We start from the raw sequence: 18,948 nt of genomic DNA, 5'->3' as shown, positions 1-18,948 counted from the left end.
CTCAGTAACATTTATACGATATCGGAAGAAATTGGTTTCGCTTTTTTAATAAGTATCAAATTCATTTTTGGATGGATACATGTATTAATGACTGGACTTCATACTAACGTATAAGAATAACTAGGAGTGTGGAGTATGAATGAACAAGTTGCGATACAAAAAGAGAAAATGACTAACTTGAAGAACTTAAAAGATCAAGTAATCGTCATAACCGGCGCATCCAGCGGCATTGGATTGGTTACCGCTCGTATGGCAGCGGCAAAAGGTGCCAAAGTCGTCTTAGCAGCGAGGAACGAAGAAGCACTGCATGAACTGACAGACGAGCTGCAGCAGGCGGGTCATGAAGCTATTTATGTGAAAGCAGATGTTGGTCTGGAAGAAGATGTTATAAGAATAGCCGAAACAGCCATGAAGGAATTCGGGCGTTTTGATACATGGGTAAATAATGCTGGTGTAGGTATTTACGGTCGTGCAATGGACGTTAGTGACCAGGATATGAAGCGATTGTTTGCGACGAATTATTGGGGCGTTGTTTATGGATCGAGAACAGCGGTTCGTTACTATCTCGAGCGAGGGGATAGGGGAGCATTAATTAACGTAGGCAGTATCTTTGGTGATCGGGGAACGCTTGTCCAATCTGCGTATGCATCTTCAAAGTTTGCTGTTCATGGCTGGACAGACAGTCTGCGTATGGAGTGTGAACGGGAAGGTGTGCCTGTTTCCATTACGTTAATTCACCCTGCCAAAGTGGACACACCTTATAACGAACATGCCCGCAGCTACGAGGAATATATGCCTGTACATAAGGGAATGATTTACCCTCCAGAAGCAGTAGCGGAGGCCATTTTGTATGCAGCAGCCAACCCAAAACGAGATGTTTACGTCGGATCGCAAGCGAAGATGCTGCAGTTCCTAGGTTCAAATTTTCCGCGTTTTACAGATAAGTTATGGGAAGCTGTATTTCCTCCAACACAATATGATAAACATAGGCACGCAAACCCGCTGGAAGACAGCAATTTGTATCATGCTGGTTATGGTTTACATGAACGTGGAACAAACCTTGGGTGGAAGCGGAAAAGCAGTATCTTCGTCAAAGCTGCCAAACATCCAGTCATAACAAGAATTATTCTAGCAAGTGTTGGCGCATGGGTCTTGACGAAAATGACGAGAAAAGGAGATGATTAAATGGAAATATTTATAAAATGAGGGGGTAACAATGAACTTCCATACAATGTTGCAAGAACCGCTATACGCATTCTGTCAGCCACTCCCATGGGAAGTAGAACTTTTTCAAAGCAAGCCTGTCAGACGTTTAAAGCATTTGGCTCACTTTGGAGCTGGGGCACTTGTAACATCAGTTGTGCACAGTAGGTATGAACATACAATTGGTGTTTGGAAGCTGGCATCTTACTTCTTCCCCGATGACAAGTTGTTGAGAGCAGCGGCTATTCTTCACGATATCGGGCATCTGCCGTTCTCACATGCAGTGGAAAGTGCGTTGAATTTTAATCACCATCAACTCACAGAAAAAAGGATTTTAGGGGAAGAAATTACTTCAATCTTGGCTAAAGCTTCCATAGAGTCCTCTGCTGTTGTTGAACTTCTGCGTAAACCGTCTGTTTTAACTGAACAGACGATATCCTAGGTATCGATCATTTGGATAGCTTTTTTCGAGATACGTATATGTATTACAATCTGGAAGTTTCTCCTATGCAAATCTTGTCGAACCTAGTGTGTACCGAGCAAGGAATTGAGACAGATATGGATATTGGTTTGTACTTGCTGCAGTTGATAAAGAAAGATCACGAGCTCTTTTTGTCTCCCTTCTTAGTAGCTGCCGACTGTTTGTTAGCAGAAGCGATAAAATTGCATTGGAACGAGCAGCCCCAGCATGCTGACAGAGAAAGTTTTGTAGTGCTTACGGATGCAGATGTGGTAGCAATGTTAACATCTTCTTCTTCCTTAGAAGCTCAACGCATAATTGAAACGTTGCTATACAAGCCGGATAATATATGCATTTTCGATCAAGTGGGGGAAGGGCACCAGATTAATGTTAGAAAAATTTATGCAAAAGTGCCTCTATGTAATGGTCGTCCTTTATCAGAAGTGAGTGTAGAAGCAAAACGTATTATAGATGGTTTAGCTAATCTTGAATTCACTTATTATGTAAGGATCAATCCATAAAAATTTGCAAAGATATAAAAAAACATCGAAAAATCTTGTAATCCATTCTAAATAGCTCTATAATTGTTCTTATTATAAAGACAGTTGTCTTTTTAGAGAGGACATATATTGAAGTTCTCTCTTTTAGCAGCTCGTGTGGACATTAGAGTGGGGGGATTCGATGAGAAACATGTTAAAGCAGTGGAATCGGATAAGTTTGGTGCAGCAAATTATTATTGGTCTTATTATTGGTATCATTTTTGCGCTGACGATTCCCAATGCAGGAACATCTATTACGATATTTGGGACGCTGTTTGTCGGTGCATTAAAAGCAATTGCGCCGTTGCTTGTCTTTTTCTTGGTCGTGTCAGCTATATCTCAGCATAAAAAAGGACAGCAGACGAATATGAAGTCTGTTATTGGACTGTATCTTCTCGCTACGTTTGCTGCAGCGCTTGTGGCAGTAGTGGCAAGCTTCCTTTTCCCAGTCACTTTATCACTTGCAGATCGTCCGGAAGATGTAGCGGCAGCTCCTGGTGGTTTAGGCGAAGTCATGCAAACGCTGTTACTTAATATTGTAGATAACCCAGTGAGTGCGCTTGTAAATTCCAACTTCATCGGTATCCTGGCTTGGGCGGTGCTCTTTGGTATTGCACTTCGAAGTGCGCCAGATACGACGAAAACAATGATTTCGAATATATCAGACGCCATCTCAAAAGTCATCACTTGGGTCATTAAATTTGCACCATTAGGTATTATGGGGCTCGTATATCAGTCTATTTCAGAGAACGGCTTGTCATCGCTAGCGAGCTATGGTCAAGTGCTAGCTGTACTGCTCGGAAGCATGGTATTCGTAGCGCTGGTTGTCAATCCGCTGATTGTTTTCCTTTCTATCAAACAAAATCCATATCCGCTTGTTTTTACTTGCATAAAGGAAAGCGGTGTTACAGCCTTCTTTACACGCAGCTCGGCAGCTAATATTCCCGTGAATATGAAGCTAAGTGAAAAACTAGGATTGAATAAAGATAGCTATTCTGTATCTATTCCATTAGGTGCAACGATTAATATGGCCGGTGCTGCCATCACTATTACGGTACTAACGTTAGCTGCTGTTCATACGCTCAACATGGAAGTGAATTTTGTTACTGCAATTCTTCTAAGTGTATTAGCAGCTGTCAGTGCATGTGGTGCATCTGGTGTAGCCGGCGGGTCATTGCTGTTGATTCCATTAGCAAGCAGCTTGTTCGGTATCCCAGCAGAAGTTGCGATGCAAGTAGTTGGCGTCGGCTTCATAATCGGTGTTGTGCAAGATTCTACTGAAACGGCTCTTAACTCTTCCACTGATGTCCTATTTACAGCAACAGCTGAATACAGAGAGAGACGAAAAGCGGGAAAAAAGATAGCGAAGCCTTCAAATAAAACGGCATAAAAAGCAAAGACTGCATCTAAAATGGATGCAGTCTTTTTATGTTCCTGTTTAATTATATAAAAAAGAGAGAAAATAAAAATTGAGGAAATATATCTGTAATAGAAAGGGATGGGAGAATGAATTTTCAACATGTAACAGTTGCTGGAGGCGGCGTATTGGGAAGTCAAATCGCCTTTCAATCAGCATACAAAGGGTACAGTGTCATCGTTTATGACATCAATGAAGAGGCAACTGGAAAAGCGAAGGAAAGACTGCAAAAACTGCAAGCGAATTATATAGAGGACCTGCATGCTTCTGAGGAAGAAGTACAGACTGCATTTCAGCGAATTTCTTACAGCAGTGATCTAGTGGAGGCAGCTTCCAATGCCGATCTTGTCATTGAAGCAATTCCGGAAGTCATTGATATTAAAACAGACTTTTATCAAAAGCTGGGCAGTGTGGCTCCTGCTAAGACAATCTTTGTGACGAACTCTTCTACGTTGCTTCCTAGTCAGTTTGCCGAAGCAACGGGACGTCCGGAGAAGTTTTTAGCGCTGCATTTTGCTAATGAAATTTGGCTTAATAATACTGCTGAAATAATGAAACACCCAGGCACAGACGAGAACATATTCGATGAAATTGTCGAGTTTGCCAAGTCAATCGGAATGGTCGCACTGCCTCTACAGAAGGAACAGCCTGGGTATATCCTAAACTCCTTGCTTGTACCGCTGCTTGATGCTGCTCAAAAGCTGCTCGTCAATGAAGTATCTGATGTAGAAACAATTGATAAGACATGGATGGTTGCGACAGGCTCACCAAAAGGACCATTTGCCATATTAGATGTTGTAGGAATTAATACAGCTTATAACATTTCTCATGCAAAAGCGGTAGCGACCGGAGATCCTACCTATAAAAAGATAGCTGATGTCTTAAAAGCGGAGTATATCGATAAAGGAAAGCTTGGTGCGGCGACTGGCGAAGGTTTCTATAACTATCCAAATCCAAGTTTTGAAAGAGAAGATTTCTTGAAGTAAGTAGAATTTACTCTAACAAAAACGCTCAGCACTTACTGAGCGTTTTTAGATTGCTTTATTCATTTTGAATATGATCAAAGAGGACGCTCGTCTGCTTGTTCTCCTTATCGTAACCGGCAGACAGCCACAATTCACCCTCAAATCCTTCTTTCCGCCAACGGGAATAAAAGCCGCCCCATTCGTCTTCAGAATCGTTATTATTTAAGGAAGTGTCTTCAAATAGAACTTTCCATCCATTGAGAGCGAGTTGATCATTATAATATGTATAAATTTCTCCTCATCTATCTCCATCGATTTCATAGTCACTTCTTGTCGGTTCTAATCCTTCAAAAAGCGGAATATCTTCATGTTCTTCTGGAATGATAGACATCCCTGCATAAGTATCATCAGTGGCTCTCTCATATGCATAGATGGCTATGACAATTACCATGGTTACGAAAACAATGCCAAAGATACTAAGTCTTAATTTATTCATGCTATCTCCTTCGTTATGTGTTTTTCCTGATATGATATATATATTAACAGGAAACAGCTGCTAATTTTGTAAAATGTTATTCCGGCGAGGAGGCAATGTATGATTAAAATTAGAAAGATAAAACCAAGCGAAGAGAAATTCCTTCATCACCTTATGCAATTCTACATCTATGAATTCAGCAGCTATATTTCCGATATTAAATTAGAGGAAGACGGTACCTTTAAGCCATTTGACCTGAGATCATACTGGAATAGTGAGATACATCATGCGTTTTTTATTTATTTAGATACGGAACTTATCGGCTTTGCTCTTATCGAAAGCAATCAGCAAGAAAATACAGTCCGTGAATTTTTCATTCTGGCGGGTTACCAAGGAAAGGGTTATGGGAAGACAGCAGCAAGAAGGCTATTCGAAACCTTTGATGGATACTGGAATATTTCTCAAATAGAGAAAAATCGTCCAGCTCAAGCATTTTGGAGAGGATTGATTTTGGATATTACTAAAGGAGAAATGGGAGAAAGATTCGAAAGTAATAAATATATTCAAAGGTTTCATACGAGTTCATTATGATCAAAAGCTGCGGTACAATACTGAAATAGTATCATTTCATATAGCTCAAACTCTTCCATATGATTCCATTAACATGCTATGATTTATTAATAGCTTTGAATCATTAATAAGGAGTCAGACTTCAAATTGGAACAAAAATCAAACAAAAAGACATACCGCATATTACTGATCAAGAATCTATTTTTCGATAGTGTATACACTGTTTTCCTGTTGCTGTTTTATTGGTTTGCATGGCGATTAGCAGATACGATTACGTACATTGGGCAGCTTCGCACGAACATACCGTTGTTGGCAGGATGCGGTCTCATGTTACTTGTTCTGTTAACAAGAGTTTATTGGATTTACCGTAAACAGATAAAACAACGATTTTTATATGAATCAGACCAAGCAATGAATATTTCGACGGGGCAACTGTCGATTGCTGGGGAGGAGTTTTCGCTAACGGAATTGAAGTATATTCGCAGTTATCGCAATTGGTGGCTGCTTCATTTTAATAAGAATCGTATCATTCCTATTTCAAAGAAGATGGACCTTTCTTTCCAGCGCAAAAGAAGTGTTCCTAGTCTGTGGATGCTTTCGTTGGCTTTATTTATTGTCATTACCGTGATGGGTGGCTATAAGGTCTATTACAACGCTACCGATTATCATGGTGCGCTTAGCTGGGGACTGGAGCGGTTAGCGACAGAAGATAAAGTCGATTTAGGCAGTGATAATATTTATGAGATCGGTCTCCAAGGAATTATTGATGCGGTAGACAAAGAGGTTGGGATGGAGCCTTATTTAATGACAGATAACCTCGAGATTACATTTGATAAAGATGGAACAATTACAAGTTTCTATGCTTACGTGAACGGGTATGATGACGAGAAGGTACACCGGTATAATTATCTGATTACCAGTGACAGCGGTGGGAATTCTGTTGTAGTTGATGAACAGGAATGGGAAGATGATCAATTCCCATACATCCCTGAAAATGACTTGCAGCATGTGCTGGATATGATGAAATACATTCCAGTAGGAGAGGTTGTCCAGGAAATGGGACAGGACCAAAATGCACTCATGTATAAGGGTATTCGGGAATGGGCTTTCCCAGAGAATTTGCAGTATGTAACAGAAAAAGGCGAAATCTTCCCAGTCAGCACCTCTGTTAAGGGTCCGACCGTTTCACTTTATGTACCGGGTAAGGAAGATGTGATTACACCTTATCGATATATACCTTACAAGCAATGATATATCAAAATCTACCGCATGGAGGAGACAGTATGGCCAAGCAAGGCTGTCTTATTGTTGTTTTATTTCTAATGTTTTTGTCTGGATGTGCTTATGGAAGCTACGATGATGAGATGGATAATGTGTTTGCCCAAGAAAAAGATTACTTAAAAGAGGGCAGCTCCTTAGAACTAAACAATATAGACTCCGAAGTCACTGTTTATAAAGGTGCTAAGTACATTTCGGTCAAGTACGAATCTGGTATTGGCTGGTACCGTAGAAGCCCGAATGGGGATTATAAGCGGGAAGCGGATTCGGATGGATTTGAAGATCACAATCCTGTTATTACTAGAGTTGTGCATGTTGATTGAAAAATTATGAATTAAAATACAAACATAAAGCCACCAAGTCTTAGCAGACTTGGTGGCTTTATTGTACGTGTAATTAAATTACACGCAGCATCTGTTTTAACTCAACCCATGTACTTTTGCTATACGAATCTCCCAGCTGTTCTAACTTACAGTTAATCTCCCTGCACGTTGCTAAGAGGGCAGGATGTAACTCGGTCGTATTGGCTGTGTTGTAGATAATGAGAAGGAATTCAAGTGTTTCATTTAGCAAATATGTTTCCTTTACATGCAGTAAAACATCGAGAATATCCGGAATGCTATCAAATGCTTCTGAAGGAGAAAGCTTTGCAGCCAACGCGTCAAAGCACTCACTGAAATACCATTCGTTTTTGTCTAGCTCTGTTTCCCAGTTTTCGTATGCTTTCCACAAGCGATTTTTCATTTTAGAGCGAATGCCCCGTAGACTGGAAAAAGAACTGTGACTGCTGGTAGTTATACGTGACCTTGGAAAAGTCAAATGGCGATCCGTTATTCAGATAAAAGATAGTCTCGACAAACAGCTTTGGGTCACCTTTCTTTAGCTGTAATTGCTGTGCTTCTTCTTGGTCCAGTTTTTGAATGTGTAAATATAAATCAGAAAAGCCAATCTTGGCGCCCAATGCATTACTAATATAGTCGAAAATGGAGCCAGTAGCTATTTCAATGTTCAAGTACGTAACAATAGACTTATTGTAATAAGACTCTTCTAAGCAAAGTGTCTGGCCGTTAATATAGCGTATACGTTTTACGTAATAGACATCTTCTTCTGGATTGATTTTCAGATTAAATGCAACATCTTCCGGCGGCTTGCGAATATCAAGCTCCATTACCTTGGCTGTGATATCAAATTCGCTCAATTCGTCACTAAAGCCTTGGTTGGAGAAGCTGATATAGCCTTTACGGCTTCTGCGGCGAACAAAAATGCCGCTGCCGCGTACTTGATAAACAAGACCTTTTCGCTCGAGCAGACTAAGTGCTTTAATAACGGTACTTTTACTTGTTTTGTATTCGGTCATAAATGTTTCAAGCACGGGTAACTTGGTGCCTTGCTGGAGATCATCTTTTTCTATATCCTGTTGAATTTCATTTGCGATTTGCTGATATTTGAGCATCGTTACATTCCTCATTTGTTTAGATAGAGCGATTTTAGCACAGCCGCGTGTTAACGAAAACCCTCTTTTCAAAGTATCCTTTATTAATATAATTAGTTTATACTTGATGAATTATAACGGTATAATTATAATGTAAGCGTATACTAAATAAAAAAGAGGTGTTAATATGGCTGAGAAGGTAAGAGATTATTCAAAACTTGCTCGTGATATATTAGACGCGGTTGGCGGCGAAGAAAATGTCGTCAGTGCTACCCGATGTGCAACACGCTTACGTTTAGTACTAAAAAACTCCAATCCGGCTGCGAAACAAGAGGTGAACAATCTGCCAGGTGTTATTACAGTAGTTGAAAATGGCGGACAGTTCCAAGTTGTTATTGGACAGCATGTTGGAGAAGTGTACGAAGAGTTTGCCAAACTGGTGAACGTAGATACAGAGAATGAAGACTATGAGAATAAAGGTTCAATTTTGAACCGAGTTATTGCAACCATGTCGGCAGTTTTTGCACCGTTCATCTATATACTTGCTGCTGCTGGTATATTGCAAGGTGTATTGATTCTGCTAAAAATGCTATTTTCAAACTTTGAAAATACAAGTACGTTTGCAGTCTTGGATTTTATGTCTTGGGCACCGTTTACATTCTTGCCTATCTTTATCGCCATTACAGCATCCAAGCATTTTAAGACAAATACGTATATCGCGGTAGCAGCCACAGCGGCTCTTGTAAGTCCGGAGTGGACAGCAATGGCTGAAAGTATTGGGAATGGCAGCAGTTTGAACTTCTTAGGGCTGCCACTGACAGAAACAACCTATACATCATCCGTTTTACCGCCATTATTTCTAGTGTGGATTCTCTCTTACTTGGAACGCTTCTTAAACAAGAGCATTCATGAAGTTGTCCGTCCTATCTTTGTGCCATTTCTAAGTATCTTAATTATCGTTCCGTTGACATTAGTCATTATTGGACCGATTACAACACTTGGTGCGAATGGAATTGCAAACGGATACAATATACTGGCTGATAATGTACCTTGGCTCGCAGCAGCTATTATTGGTGCCTTTTGGCAGGTAATTGTTATCTTTGGTGTTCATTGGGGTATTACGCCGCTTTCTCTAGCAAACTATGAACAATATGGTATGGATTCCTTCCAGGCATACCAAACGATTGCGGTTATTGCGCAAGTTGGAGCGGTTGTCGGCGTAATCATCAAAGCAAAAAGCAAGGAAACAAAGAGAATCGGTATATCCGCTGGTACGACCGGCATATTTGGTATTACCGAGCCAGCCATTTACGGCGTAACATTACGTTTTAAGAAACCATTTATTATTGGATGTATTTCAGGTGCGATTGGAGCAATTACGGCAAGCTTTTTCAATCCATATTACTTTGCTTACGCCGGATTGCCGGGCCCGCTGACAATTGTAAACGGTATCAACGCTGACTATCCTACAAGCGTATGGGGCATCTTAATCGGTTCTGTCATTGCAATTGTGCTGCCAATCATTTTGATTCAGATCTTTGGATTTGGCGAAGATACAGCCAAACAAGCCGATGAAGACTTGGCAAAAGGGAAAGATGCAGTCACTACGGAAGACAGCAAAGCAGAAGCATCCGCTGCACAAACTAGTGAAGACACGATTCACGCGCCATTGAGCGGAAAACTGATGTCGCTGGAAACAGTACCTGATGAGGTATTCAGCTCAGGAGCAATGGGAATGGGTCTGGCAATCGAGCCGAATGAAAATAAGGTTTACGCCCCATTTGATGGGAAAGTTGTCATGATTGCACCGACGAAACATGCGATTGGTCTGCAGTCCGACAATGGTGTAGAGGTATTAATACATGTTGGTCTTGATACAGTCAAACTGGATGGTGAGCCTTTTACGCTTCGTGTGAAAGAAGGAGACATTGTCAAACAAGGGGATGTTATCAATGAGTTTGATGCAGAAGCCATTAAGTCCGCGGGCGTGCAAACGATTACCCCAATTATTGTGACGAATCCAGCTAACTATACGGAGATTACGATTGATGAAACAGAGATGACAGCGCACGGCAATAACTTAATGACAGCTATTAAATAGGAGGAGATAGAAATGAAAACATTACCGAAAGACTTTTTATGGGGCGGCGCACTTGCCGCGCATCAATTCGAGGGTGGCTGGAATCAGGACGGTAAAGGGCCAAGCGTCATTGATGTGATGACAGCAGGTGCACATGGTGTACCAAGAGAGATTACAGAGACAATCGAGGAAGATAAGTTTTATCCAAACCATGAAGCGATTGATTTTTACAATCGCTATAAAGAAGATGTAGCGCTATTTGCAGAAATGGGCCTAAAATGTTTGCGTACATCAATTGGCTGGACGCGAATCTTCCCGAAAGGTGACGAAGCAGAACCGAATGAAGCTGGCTTGCAGTTCTATGATGATCTATTTGATGAGCTGCTGAAGCATAATATTCAGCCGGTTATCACGCTGTCCCACTTTGAGATGCCTTTGCATTTAGCACGCGAATATGGCGGATTCCGCAATCGTGAAGTCGTGCAGCATTTCGTTCGATTCGCTGAAGTCGTGTTCCGCCGCTATAAAGATAAGGTCAAATACTGGATGACATTTAACGAAATCAATAACAAAATGGACACAGAAAATCCGTTATTCCTCTGGACAAATTCCGGTGTAACAGTTGAGGAAGGGGAAAATGCGCGTGAAGTTATGTACCAAGCAGGTCATCATGAGCTGATTGCCAGTGCGCTCGCTGTGAGCAAGGGGAAGGAGATTAATCCAGATTTCCAGATTGGTGCGATGGTATCGCATGTCCCTGTATATCCTTACTCCTCCAACCCAGCTGACGTGATGCTTGCTGAGGAACTTATGCGTGAACGGTATTTCTTCCCAGATGTCCATGTTCGCGGCTATTACCCAAGCTACGTGTTACAAGAATTTAAACGGGAAGGCTATAACATTGTTTTTGAAGAAGGCGATGACGAAATCCTCCGTAACGGAACAGTGGACTACCTAGGGTTTAGCTACTATATGAGTACAACTGTTAAAAGTGATAAAGAAATTGAACAGAATATCAATATTACAAACGGCGGCATGGCGCAAAGTGTAGAAAATCCATATATCAAAGCGAGCGATTGGGGCTGGTCGATTGATCCAGTCGGTCTGCGCTATACGTTAAACCGATTCTATGATCGTTACCAAATTCCTTTGTTTATCGTGGAGAACGGGTTCGGCGCGGTCGACCACATAGAAGAAGACGGTTCCATCCATGACCCGCAGCGAATCGACTATTTGCGATCTCATGTCGAAGAGTTGAAAAAAGCCGTTACCTACGATGGCGTAGACCTGCTCGGCTACACACCATGGGGTATCATTGACATCGTCTCCTTCACCACAGGCGAAATGAAAAAACGCTATGGCATGATTCACGTCGACCGTGATAATGAAGGGAATGGATCAATGAAACGGTCGAAGAAAGACTCGTTTGGATGGTATAAAAATGTGATTGCTTCAGATGGAGAAGAGCTTTAAGTTATGAGACCTTGAAAGGTAAACTTCTTTCAAGGTCTTTTTGTTAGCTGTGAGAAGTAACAGAAATACTTCATGGTGCTAGTCAGCTACTATGTAATATTTGTAATTGAAAACACTATTAAGCTTATAAATGCTGCTTTCTTGGGACTGGAGCCTTTTATTATTGATTAGTAGAAGAAGCATGTCATTTGGCATGCTTCTTTTTGTTTGCGTGGATATGATTACTTGTTATCCCGACCAGCTTGATGAAAGTGGTTAATGATATACTGCTTAAATGCTTCTGCGACGGGTGATAAATATTTTCCTTCCATCCAGGAGATGCCGATTGTTCGTTTGCATATTGGCCAGCTGATGCGGACTTTGGCTAGATTTGCTTGATCCATACCTTGGAAATCCGGAAGTATAGAGAGGCCTAGTCCGGCTGCTACAAAGCCGGCGATTGTGTTCATTTCTTCTCCTTCGAACATAATCCTCGGACGTATTTGCACTTGTTCGAAAATGTGATCTGTCGTCATCCGAAGTGCAAAGCCTTCTTTCATTAGGACGAATGGCTCTTCCGTGATTTCATCCAGTGTGATGGAATCACGGGAAGCAAACTTATGCTTATTAGGTAGAAATAAGAACAGCTCTTCCTCCCACAATGGTGTCCATTGCAATTGTGTTTCTGTCGTAGGAGAGGCGAGTAAGCAAAGATCAAGTTTACCATTTATTACATGCTGCAGAAGCCAGTTTGAATGATTTTGCCTTAATTGGAACTGGACCTTCGGATAGTCCTCTTGAAACGCGCCGATTACATGAGGAACGACTGCTGTTCCAAGTGTGTGCAGAAATCCGAATGATACTTCTCCTTGATCTGGCTGCACCAGAGATTGTAGTTCTTCTCTTCCCTCCTTATACTCTCTTATTATGGTATCAACTCTGTTTAGGAATAAAGCTCCATACTTATTCAACTTAAGAGAGCGCCCTTGCCTATCAAAAAGAGGAACTCCGATACTATCTTCCAATCGAACGATGGATCTGGACAGAGCTGGTTGTGTAATGGAGAGAGCCTGCGCTGCTTTCGTAACATGCTGCATACGAGCTAACGTTTGAAAGTACTCCAATTGTTCCCATTCCATATTATCGCCTCGCTATCATTACATAGAGTTATCAAAATTATATTTATTATGCATTATACAATATAAAGTGGCAGTGCTACTATTTATGTAGAAGCAGGAGGGAACAATATGGATTACAGAATAGAAAGAGATACTTTTGGAGAAGTGAGAGTGCCAGCAGAAAAGTTCTGGGGTGCACAGACGCAGCGAAGTAAAGAGAACTTTAAAATAGGTTCTGAAATAATGCCAGAGAGAGTCGTTAAGGCTTTTGCTATCTTGAAGCGCAATACAGCTATAGCTAACCATCGTCTTGGAAATTTGGAAAAGGAAAAAGCAGAAAACATCGCAGCAGTTTGTGATAGCATTCTTACTGGGAAATACGATGATAATTTCCCGCTTGTCGTTTGGCAGACTGGGAGCGGTACACAAAGTAACATGAATATGAATGAAGTCGTTGCAAATCTTGCTAATGCTTTACTGGAGAAAAAAGGATCTGACATAAAAATTCATCCTAACGATGATGTTAACCGCAGTCAAAGCTCAAATGATACTTTTCCGACAGCGATGCATATTGCCGGGGTGTTAGCTATATATGAACAACTGTTGCCTGCATTAGAACAGCTTCGTCACACGCTGAATGAAAAAGCGGAAGCGTTTAGTGACATTGTGAAAATTGGACGTACGCATCTGCAGGATGCTACGCCGTTAACTCTCGGACAGGAAATTAGCGGCTGGGTGCATATGCTGGATCGTTCAAAAGAAATGATCGTCGAAGCAACAGAGAAACTCCGTGCGCTGGCAATCGGCGGCACAGCAGTCGGCACTGGTATTAATGCTCACCCGCAGTTTGGCGACATCACAGCTGAGGAAATTACCAAGTTTACCGGGCAGCTTTTCTATAGCTCATCGAATAAATTCCATGCACTGACAAGTCATGACGAAATGACATATACCCATGGCGCACTGAAGGCGCTAGCAGCAGATTTGATGAAGATTGCTAATGATGTCCGCTGGCTGGCTAGTGGTCCTCGCTGCGGTATCGGCGAAATCATCATTCCTGAAAATGAGCCTGGAAGCTCCATCATGCCAGGAAAAGTCAACCCGACGCAATGTGAAGCAGTTACGATGGTAACAGCTCAGATAATGGGAAATGACGCAACGATTGGCTTTGCTGCAAGTCAGGGGAACTTTGAATTAAATGTATTTAAACCAGTAATCATTTACAATTTTTTGCAGTCTGTTCAGCTATTGAGCGACAGCATGGTGTCATTCCATGATAACTGCGCTGTAGGCATAGAGCCAAATCACAAAACAATCGAAGAAAACCTAACTAATTCACTGATGCTTGTAACTGCTTTGAACCCGCATATCGGATACGAAAAGGCAGCAAAAATCGCTAAGACAGCACATAAAGAAGACGTAACACTGAAAGAAGCGGCGGTCAGACTTGGACTGCTGACAGAAGAACAATTTGATGAAATGGTGAAACCAGAAGATATGGTAAAACCAAATATCTAATAGGAAAAGCAACCGAGCTGCATTTAGCACTTGGTTGCTTTTTCAGTTTAAACATAAGGGAGTTAAGGGGGCGATTATTTAGAGCATTCTACTACGGGCTATGCGTAGCGGGTTATTGAATCCTTCTACTTCCTTGCCTTCCAAATCGTCCACCTATCTCTTTCCACAATATCCCTTTCTGTTGTGATACAATCGTCAATATATAAAACCAACTCTTCAAGTTCATCATCCTTTAACGTATGCAGGATGCTCCTCCCCAGTCTGGCGCGAAGGCCGGCCAGCAGTTTTTCTTTTGTTTCATGTACGTGACGAACTTCCCATAAGGTATGTTGTTCTAGTGTGTGAAATCCGCAATTTTTCAAGTTCTCTAACACATTTTCAGAGGTATGTCTTCTGCTGGTCTCGATTTCCGCAAGCTTCGGAAAACAGGTGAAGAAATAGCCTCTTATGTGCTCGGGACTGCCAGGCAGAAGACAGTCTTCCGGTGTGCGATCTTGGATCAACAGCGTGCCGCCAGGACGCAGCAGCCGGTATGCTTCCGAGAAACAGGGCTGCAGGTTTGGCAGATGATGAATCAAGGCGCGTTCCAGAATTAAATCACAGCTAGCGTTTTCCAAACCGGTTGCAAGGGCGTCTCCTTTATGGAATTGAACGCCTTGCTCCTTCTGACAATTTTCAGCTGCTGCCTCGAGCATGACAGCTGAAGAATCTACACCTGTGACGAGCGGTATGCCTAGCTCTGCTAGTGCCTTTGTATAAATACCGCCGCCACAGCCAATGTCGCCTGCGTGGTTTATTTGCTGGTAAGGAACTATTTTTCTCATAAAGTCCATCCAAGCAGGAGCAGCGTGCCTGGATGAATAGGTGTACTTATTTTGCTGCGCTTTGAAATCCATAACCTATCTCCTTTATTGGCCAATGGTATATAATTCCATAAAAGTGACAGCTTTTCCTGTACAATCAAAGGAGAAAAGGCTATCAGGCAACTGTGCCTCAAAAATGATAGCCGTACGTGTAAGAGAACAACCAATAACAAACCGCCAGCAGCGCAGCGAGCGGAAAAATAACGCCTAAAATGTTAGATCGTTTCCATGGGCCTTTCGGGTCTGTATAGCCTTTATAAAGCAAATAAATAAGCAAACCTATTATCGGTACAAATAGTAAATGACGGATATCGGCAATCCATTCATTATTTACGAGCCAGTAAGCATTTGGCGTCTGTGCGGCATCTTCATATTTGTTATCGATACGTTCCTTGATGACAACAAATAAAATACCAAGCGCAAGATAGTAAACGACAAATAGACCTTTTACTGGCTTATTTAAGTAGCGGGTGAAGAGAATAACCGCTAAAAACAAGATAATTAGAATAGCAAACAGGGTGTATTCTCGCATGACTATATTCTCCTTTCTGGGAATAAAACTTTTGGCTATAAAGACAGGTGGAATCGTATGAAATTAGATAAGATGAACCAGTATGTGAGGCAAATGAGTGTAAAAGAAAAATCCCCACTGCCTAATCATTTCCCGTTCACGCTGCCGATAATCCAAAAGCTAGGAAAACTCTCGTTTCATCCCAATGTAACTTATATCATTGGAGAAAATGGGATGGGAAAATCGACGCTGCTTGAAGCGCTGGCTGTTGCGCTTGGATTTAACCCAGAAGGCGGGTCAAAAAACTTCTCGTTTTCGAGTTATGCAACACATTCCAATTTGCATGAATTTATGCAGGTTGTCCGCGGTAGTAACCGGCCTCGTGATGGTTACTTTTTCCGAGCAGAGACGTTTTATAACGTAGCAACGCAAATTGAGAAGCTGGATCAAGAGCCCGGAAGCTCTCGAAGAATTATTGATTCTTATGGAGGTACTTCCTTACATGAGCAATCACATGGAGAGGCATTTTTTGCTGCTTTCATGGAACGATTCGGCGGAAAGGGGCTCTACATACTTGATGAACCAGAAGCAGCATTATCACCCATCCGTCAGTTGTCCATGCTAGCCCGAATTGATGAGCTAGTAGAACAAGGTTCACAGTTTATTATCTCAACACATGCTCCGCTTTTAATGGCTTATCCTGACGCAAAGATTTTTGAGTTGGATGCAGCAGGAATAGCAGAGACACGCCTGGAAAACACGCAGCATTATCGAACTATGAAGCAGTTTTTTGAGGATAGAGGCAGACTTTTACATCATTTATTCCAAAGATAAAGGAGGAGTCAAAATGTTTGAGATGACGATTCGGTTTACTGTTACAGATTTGGAAAGGGCTAAGACTTGGTATACGATTTTACTGGAGAGAGAACCTGATTTCATCCCGCATGCAGGTTTTCTGGAATGGGAAATAGTGTCGGGCTGTTGGCTTCAATTGGCTGAAACAGAAGAATCAGAATACCGAAATGGACCACTTCGGCTTGGGGTAAAAGACTTGGAAGCAGCAAGAGAGCGTGTGATGAACGCGCTGAATATCCGACATTTTGATATCCATAAGAGAGTGGGGGTACCTGTACAATAGGGAACTTTTCACGACCCTTGGGGATAATCAGCTCGGTGTATCTAGATAAAGATGAAGAGCGAGAAAGAATGAATCAGTTAAAAAACTAAGGTAATAGAGCTCTTGAAGAGGTGAAAATATGAAAATAACAAAAGCAACTTTGCAAGATGTAAAACAAACAGCAGCATTATTTGATCAGTATCGCCAATTCTATAAACAAGCACCTGACCTGAACGGGGCAGAGGCATACTTAACAGAAAGACTCGAAAAAGAGGAGTCCGTTATATTCCTAGCAAAAATGGAAGAGAGATGCGTTGGTTTTGCTCAGCTTTATCCTACTTATTCTTCGATAGGTATGAAGCGGGCTTGGATTTTAAACGATTTATTTGTAGCCGAAAGCAGCAGGAAACAAGGCGTCGGAGAGAAACTGCTGGAGGCAGCAAAGATTTTGGCGATGGAAACTGGTGCTGCCAGCATCGCACTTAGTACTGCTCCTGATAATGAAAAGGCACAGCGTCTGTATGAACGAAAAGGTTATGTTCGCGATCAGCAATTTTTTCATTATGAGCTGAGCTTATAAGGGAGGAAGAATAATAAGGTGCTAATTGATGTACTGCAGCATGTCCAGTTTGAGGGGCTGGCCACTATAGAAGATTGGGGACAAGGTCGGGGGCATCGCTTTCGTATCCATCATTTGTACAAGGAGCCGGTACTGCCAGCTGCAGTAGATGTAAGCATGCTCATTATCTTAGGCGGACCGATGAGTGCAAATGATACTGAGTATTGGTTAGAAGCCGAACGTGATCTGATTCGAGACCTAATCTCAGAACAGCAGCCGGTGTTTGGTATCTGTCTTGGCGCCCAGCAAATAGCCAAAGCAATAGGAGCAGACGTCTTTCAAGGAAAACATAAGGAAGTAGGATGGCACCCGATTCAAACTTTCACCAAACATTTTTCTTTCCTGCCTGATAAGATGACAGTTTTTCATTGGCATGGGGAACAATTTTCCTTACCAGACGGAGCTATTCGGCTTTTTGGAAATGAAGTATGTGAGAATCAAGGTTTCGTATATAATGATTCTGCGCTGGGGCTGCAATTCCACTTTGAGACGACAAGAGAAAGCATAACCAAGTTAATCACGCATGATCGAGATTATATAGATAAAGGCAAATATGTTCAAAGTGAGCAGGCTATGCTGTCTGCCCATATCCCGAAAAATAATAAAGAGGTGCTTTATCAACTGTTGGATTACCTCGTACAGCAGCAAGAAAGGGAGTAAACGCAGGTGGAATGCAACTGTGGAACAACAACAAATCTATTAATGGCAGCAGACTTCGCGGACCCAGTGTGGTGTGCAGTATGTAAAGTGAACTTGGATCTAGATGAGATGCCGGTATCAGATGCATTGAAACGAGAAATAGAAGATTGGGTTAAGGATTATGGCCGTTGGATTGACTGGGATAATGATGTACCCAAAAGTGAAGCAGTGAAGGTACGACAAGCCGTATACGGAATCATGCAAAACAAAAGCAATAAAATAGGTGTCATCAAGTTAAAACCAATCAATTGCTCGTACTCCCTGGCGGCGGAATGGAGAAGGGGGAGGAACAAGCTATCGTGCTTGGAAAGAGAAATGATGGAGGAAACGGGTTATTCCATTAGCAATCTAGTATACGTCTGTAAAGGAGCGCAATACTTTCAATCTAGGGACAGAAGAGCGTATATACAAAATGTTGCTGACTTTTATAGCTGTTTTGTAGGAGCTAGTATACGTGATTCCATAGAAGCGGATCATGAACTGATTTGGATTTCACCAGAAGAAGCAGTAGATAGACTCTTTCATGAACATCAGGCATGGGCAATTCGGTGCCATCTTGGACTGCCAGCAAGTGAGGAGTGAAATAAGTATACGATTCTTGGGATTCCATACAGGCTATAGTATACTGTAGG

The 18,948-nt window shown here is 41.8% G+C and carries 22 protein-coding genes; 16 read left to right on the top strand and 6 right to left on the bottom strand.

Annotated features, from left to right (window positions below; all coding sequences use genetic code 11):
* Positions 1-135 precede the first annotated feature (135 nt).
* The 5 genes from B1K52_RS01540 to B1K52_RS01525 all read left to right on the top strand — a co-directional run bounded on the left by B1K52_RS01540 (position 136) and on the right by B1K52_RS01525 (position 4,605).
* The gene (locus B1K52_RS01540; RefSeq protein ID WP_077304582.1) at positions 136-1,185 is read left to right on the top strand and encodes an SDR family oxidoreductase; all 1,050 of its coding nucleotides are present in this window, start codon (positions 136-138) and stop codon (positions 1,183-1,185) included.
* A gap of 31 nt (positions 1,186-1,216) precedes the next feature.
* On the top strand, positions 1,217-1,645 hold the full coding sequence (locus B1K52_RS18150) for an HD domain-containing protein (RefSeq protein ID WP_256855815.1): 429 nt from the start codon (positions 1,217-1,219) through the stop codon (positions 1,643-1,645).
* A 116-nt stretch (positions 1,646-1,761) separates the two neighbouring features.
* Positions 1,762-2,184, top strand: coding sequence for a hypothetical protein (locus B1K52_RS18145; RefSeq protein ID WP_256855814.1), 423 nt, complete (start codon positions 1,762-1,764; stop codon positions 2,182-2,184).
* Between the two features lie 160 nt (positions 2,185-2,344).
* Positions 2,345-3,592, top strand: a complete 1,248-nt coding sequence (gene sstT / locus B1K52_RS01530) for a serine/threonine transporter SstT (RefSeq protein WP_077304579.1) — start codon at positions 2,345-2,347, stop codon at positions 3,590-3,592.
* 116 nt (positions 3,593-3,708) lie between these two features.
* Positions 3,709-4,605: a 3-hydroxyacyl-CoA dehydrogenase gene (locus B1K52_RS01525; protein ID WP_077304576.1), complete on the top strand. Its 897-nt coding sequence runs from the start codon at positions 3,709-3,711 to the stop codon at positions 4,603-4,605.
* A gap of 277 nt (positions 4,606-4,882) precedes the next feature.
* Here the strand turns inward: B1K52_RS01525 and B1K52_RS01520 are convergent, their stop codons facing one another.
* A complete protein-coding gene (locus B1K52_RS01520) occupies positions 4,883-5,080 on the bottom strand; it encodes a hypothetical protein (protein WP_077304574.1) in 198 nt (65 codons plus the stop codon).
* A 99-nt stretch (positions 5,081-5,179) separates the two neighbouring features.
* Between B1K52_RS01520 and B1K52_RS01515 the strand changes: the two genes are divergently transcribed.
* The 3 genes from B1K52_RS01515 to B1K52_RS01505 all read left to right on the top strand — a co-directional run bounded on the left by B1K52_RS01515 (position 5,180) and on the right by B1K52_RS01505 (position 7,230).
* Entirely contained in the window at positions 5,180-5,650 is a 471-nt protein-coding gene (locus tag B1K52_RS01515) for a GNAT family N-acetyltransferase (protein ID WP_077304572.1), read from the top strand.
* 126 nt (positions 5,651-5,776) lie between these two features.
* Entirely contained in the window at positions 5,777-6,880 is a 1,104-nt protein-coding gene (locus B1K52_RS01510; RefSeq protein WP_077304569.1) for a hypothetical protein, read from the top strand.
* A gap of 32 nt (positions 6,881-6,912) precedes the next feature.
* On the top strand, positions 6,913-7,230 hold the full coding sequence (locus B1K52_RS01505) for a hypothetical protein (RefSeq protein WP_077304566.1): 318 nt from the start codon (positions 6,913-6,915) through the stop codon (positions 7,228-7,230).
* 73 nt (positions 7,231-7,303) lie between these two features.
* Here B1K52_RS01505 and B1K52_RS01500 read toward each other — a convergent pair whose 3' ends face one another.
* Positions 7,304-7,651, bottom strand: coding sequence for a hypothetical protein (locus tag B1K52_RS01500; RefSeq protein ID WP_077304564.1), 348 nt, complete (start codon positions 7,649-7,651; stop codon positions 7,304-7,306).
* A 1-nt stretch (position 7,652) separates the two neighbouring features.
* Positions 7,653-8,360 (bottom strand): GntR family transcriptional regulator, encoded by a 708-nt coding sequence (locus B1K52_RS01495; protein ID WP_077304561.1) that lies wholly within the window; start codon positions 8,358-8,360, stop codon positions 7,653-7,655.
* Between the two features lie 166 nt (positions 8,361-8,526).
* Between B1K52_RS01495 and B1K52_RS01490 the strand changes: the two genes are divergently transcribed.
* The gene (locus B1K52_RS01490; RefSeq protein WP_077304558.1) at positions 8,527-10,440 is read left to right on the top strand and encodes a beta-glucoside-specific PTS transporter subunit IIABC; all 1,914 of its coding nucleotides are present in this window, start codon (positions 8,527-8,529) and stop codon (positions 10,438-10,440) included.
* Positions 10,441-10,452: 12 nt separating this feature from the next.
* Positions 10,453-11,892 carry a 6-phospho-beta-glucosidase BglA gene (bglA, locus tag B1K52_RS01485; protein ID WP_077304555.1) on the top strand — a complete coding sequence of 480 codons (1,440 nt, stop codon included), beginning with the start codon at positions 10,453-10,455 and terminating at the stop codon, positions 11,890-11,892.
* 221 nt (positions 11,893-12,113) lie between these two features.
* On the opposite strand, the gene B1K52_RS01480 is transcribed toward bglA, so the two are convergent.
* Positions 12,114-13,010, bottom strand: coding sequence for a LysR family transcriptional regulator (locus B1K52_RS01480; RefSeq protein ID WP_077304552.1), 897 nt, complete (start codon positions 13,008-13,010; stop codon positions 12,114-12,116).
* A 108-nt stretch (positions 13,011-13,118) separates the two neighbouring features.
* Here B1K52_RS01480 and fumC point away from each other — a divergent pair, with 108 nt between their 5' ends.
* Positions 13,119-14,507 (top strand): class II fumarate hydratase, encoded by a 1,389-nt coding sequence (gene fumC / locus B1K52_RS01475; RefSeq protein ID WP_077304550.1) that lies wholly within the window; start codon positions 13,119-13,121, stop codon positions 14,505-14,507.
* Between the two features lie 125 nt (positions 14,508-14,632).
* Here fumC and B1K52_RS01470 read toward each other — a convergent pair whose 3' ends face one another.
* Positions 14,633-15,403, bottom strand: a complete 771-nt coding sequence (locus B1K52_RS01470) for a class I SAM-dependent methyltransferase (protein ID WP_077304547.1) — start codon at positions 15,401-15,403, stop codon at positions 14,633-14,635.
* 97 nt (positions 15,404-15,500) lie between these two features.
* Positions 15,501-15,902, bottom strand: coding sequence for a hypothetical protein (locus tag B1K52_RS01465; RefSeq protein WP_077304544.1), 402 nt, complete (start codon positions 15,900-15,902; stop codon positions 15,501-15,503).
* Positions 15,903-15,959: 57 nt separating this feature from the next.
* Here B1K52_RS01465 and B1K52_RS01460 point away from each other — a divergent pair, with 57 nt between their 5' ends.
* From B1K52_RS01460 to B1K52_RS01440, 5 genes are all read left to right on the top strand, one after another.
* Entirely contained in the window at positions 15,960-16,715 is a 756-nt protein-coding gene (locus B1K52_RS01460) for an AAA family ATPase (protein ID WP_256855813.1), read from the top strand.
* A 13-nt stretch (positions 16,716-16,728) separates the two neighbouring features.
* Positions 16,729-17,019 carry a VOC family protein gene (locus B1K52_RS01455; protein WP_256855812.1) on the top strand — a complete coding sequence of 97 codons (291 nt, stop codon included), beginning with the start codon at positions 16,729-16,731 and terminating at the stop codon, positions 17,017-17,019.
* A gap of 118 nt (positions 17,020-17,137) precedes the next feature.
* On the top strand, positions 17,138-17,578 hold the full coding sequence (locus B1K52_RS01450; RefSeq protein WP_077304541.1) for a GNAT family N-acetyltransferase: 441 nt from the start codon (positions 17,138-17,140) through the stop codon (positions 17,576-17,578).
* A gap of 18 nt (positions 17,579-17,596) precedes the next feature.
* Positions 17,597-18,277, top strand: coding sequence for a type 1 glutamine amidotransferase (locus B1K52_RS01445; protein WP_077304538.1), 681 nt, complete (start codon positions 17,597-17,599; stop codon positions 18,275-18,277).
* A 6-nt stretch (positions 18,278-18,283) separates the two neighbouring features.
* Entirely contained in the window at positions 18,284-18,898 is a 615-nt protein-coding gene (locus B1K52_RS01440) for an NUDIX hydrolase (RefSeq protein ID WP_143588810.1), read from the top strand.
* Positions 18,899-18,948: the final 50 nt, after the last annotated feature.

Origin of the sequence: Terribacillus halophilus, assembly GCF_900162685.1 — a bacterium.
Classification (GTDB): domain Bacteria; phylum Bacillota; class Bacilli; order Bacillales; family Amphibacillaceae; genus Terribacillus; species Terribacillus halophilus_A.
Note: the sequence above shows the minus strand (reverse complement) of the source record. Positions and strands in the feature narration are given on the sequence as shown.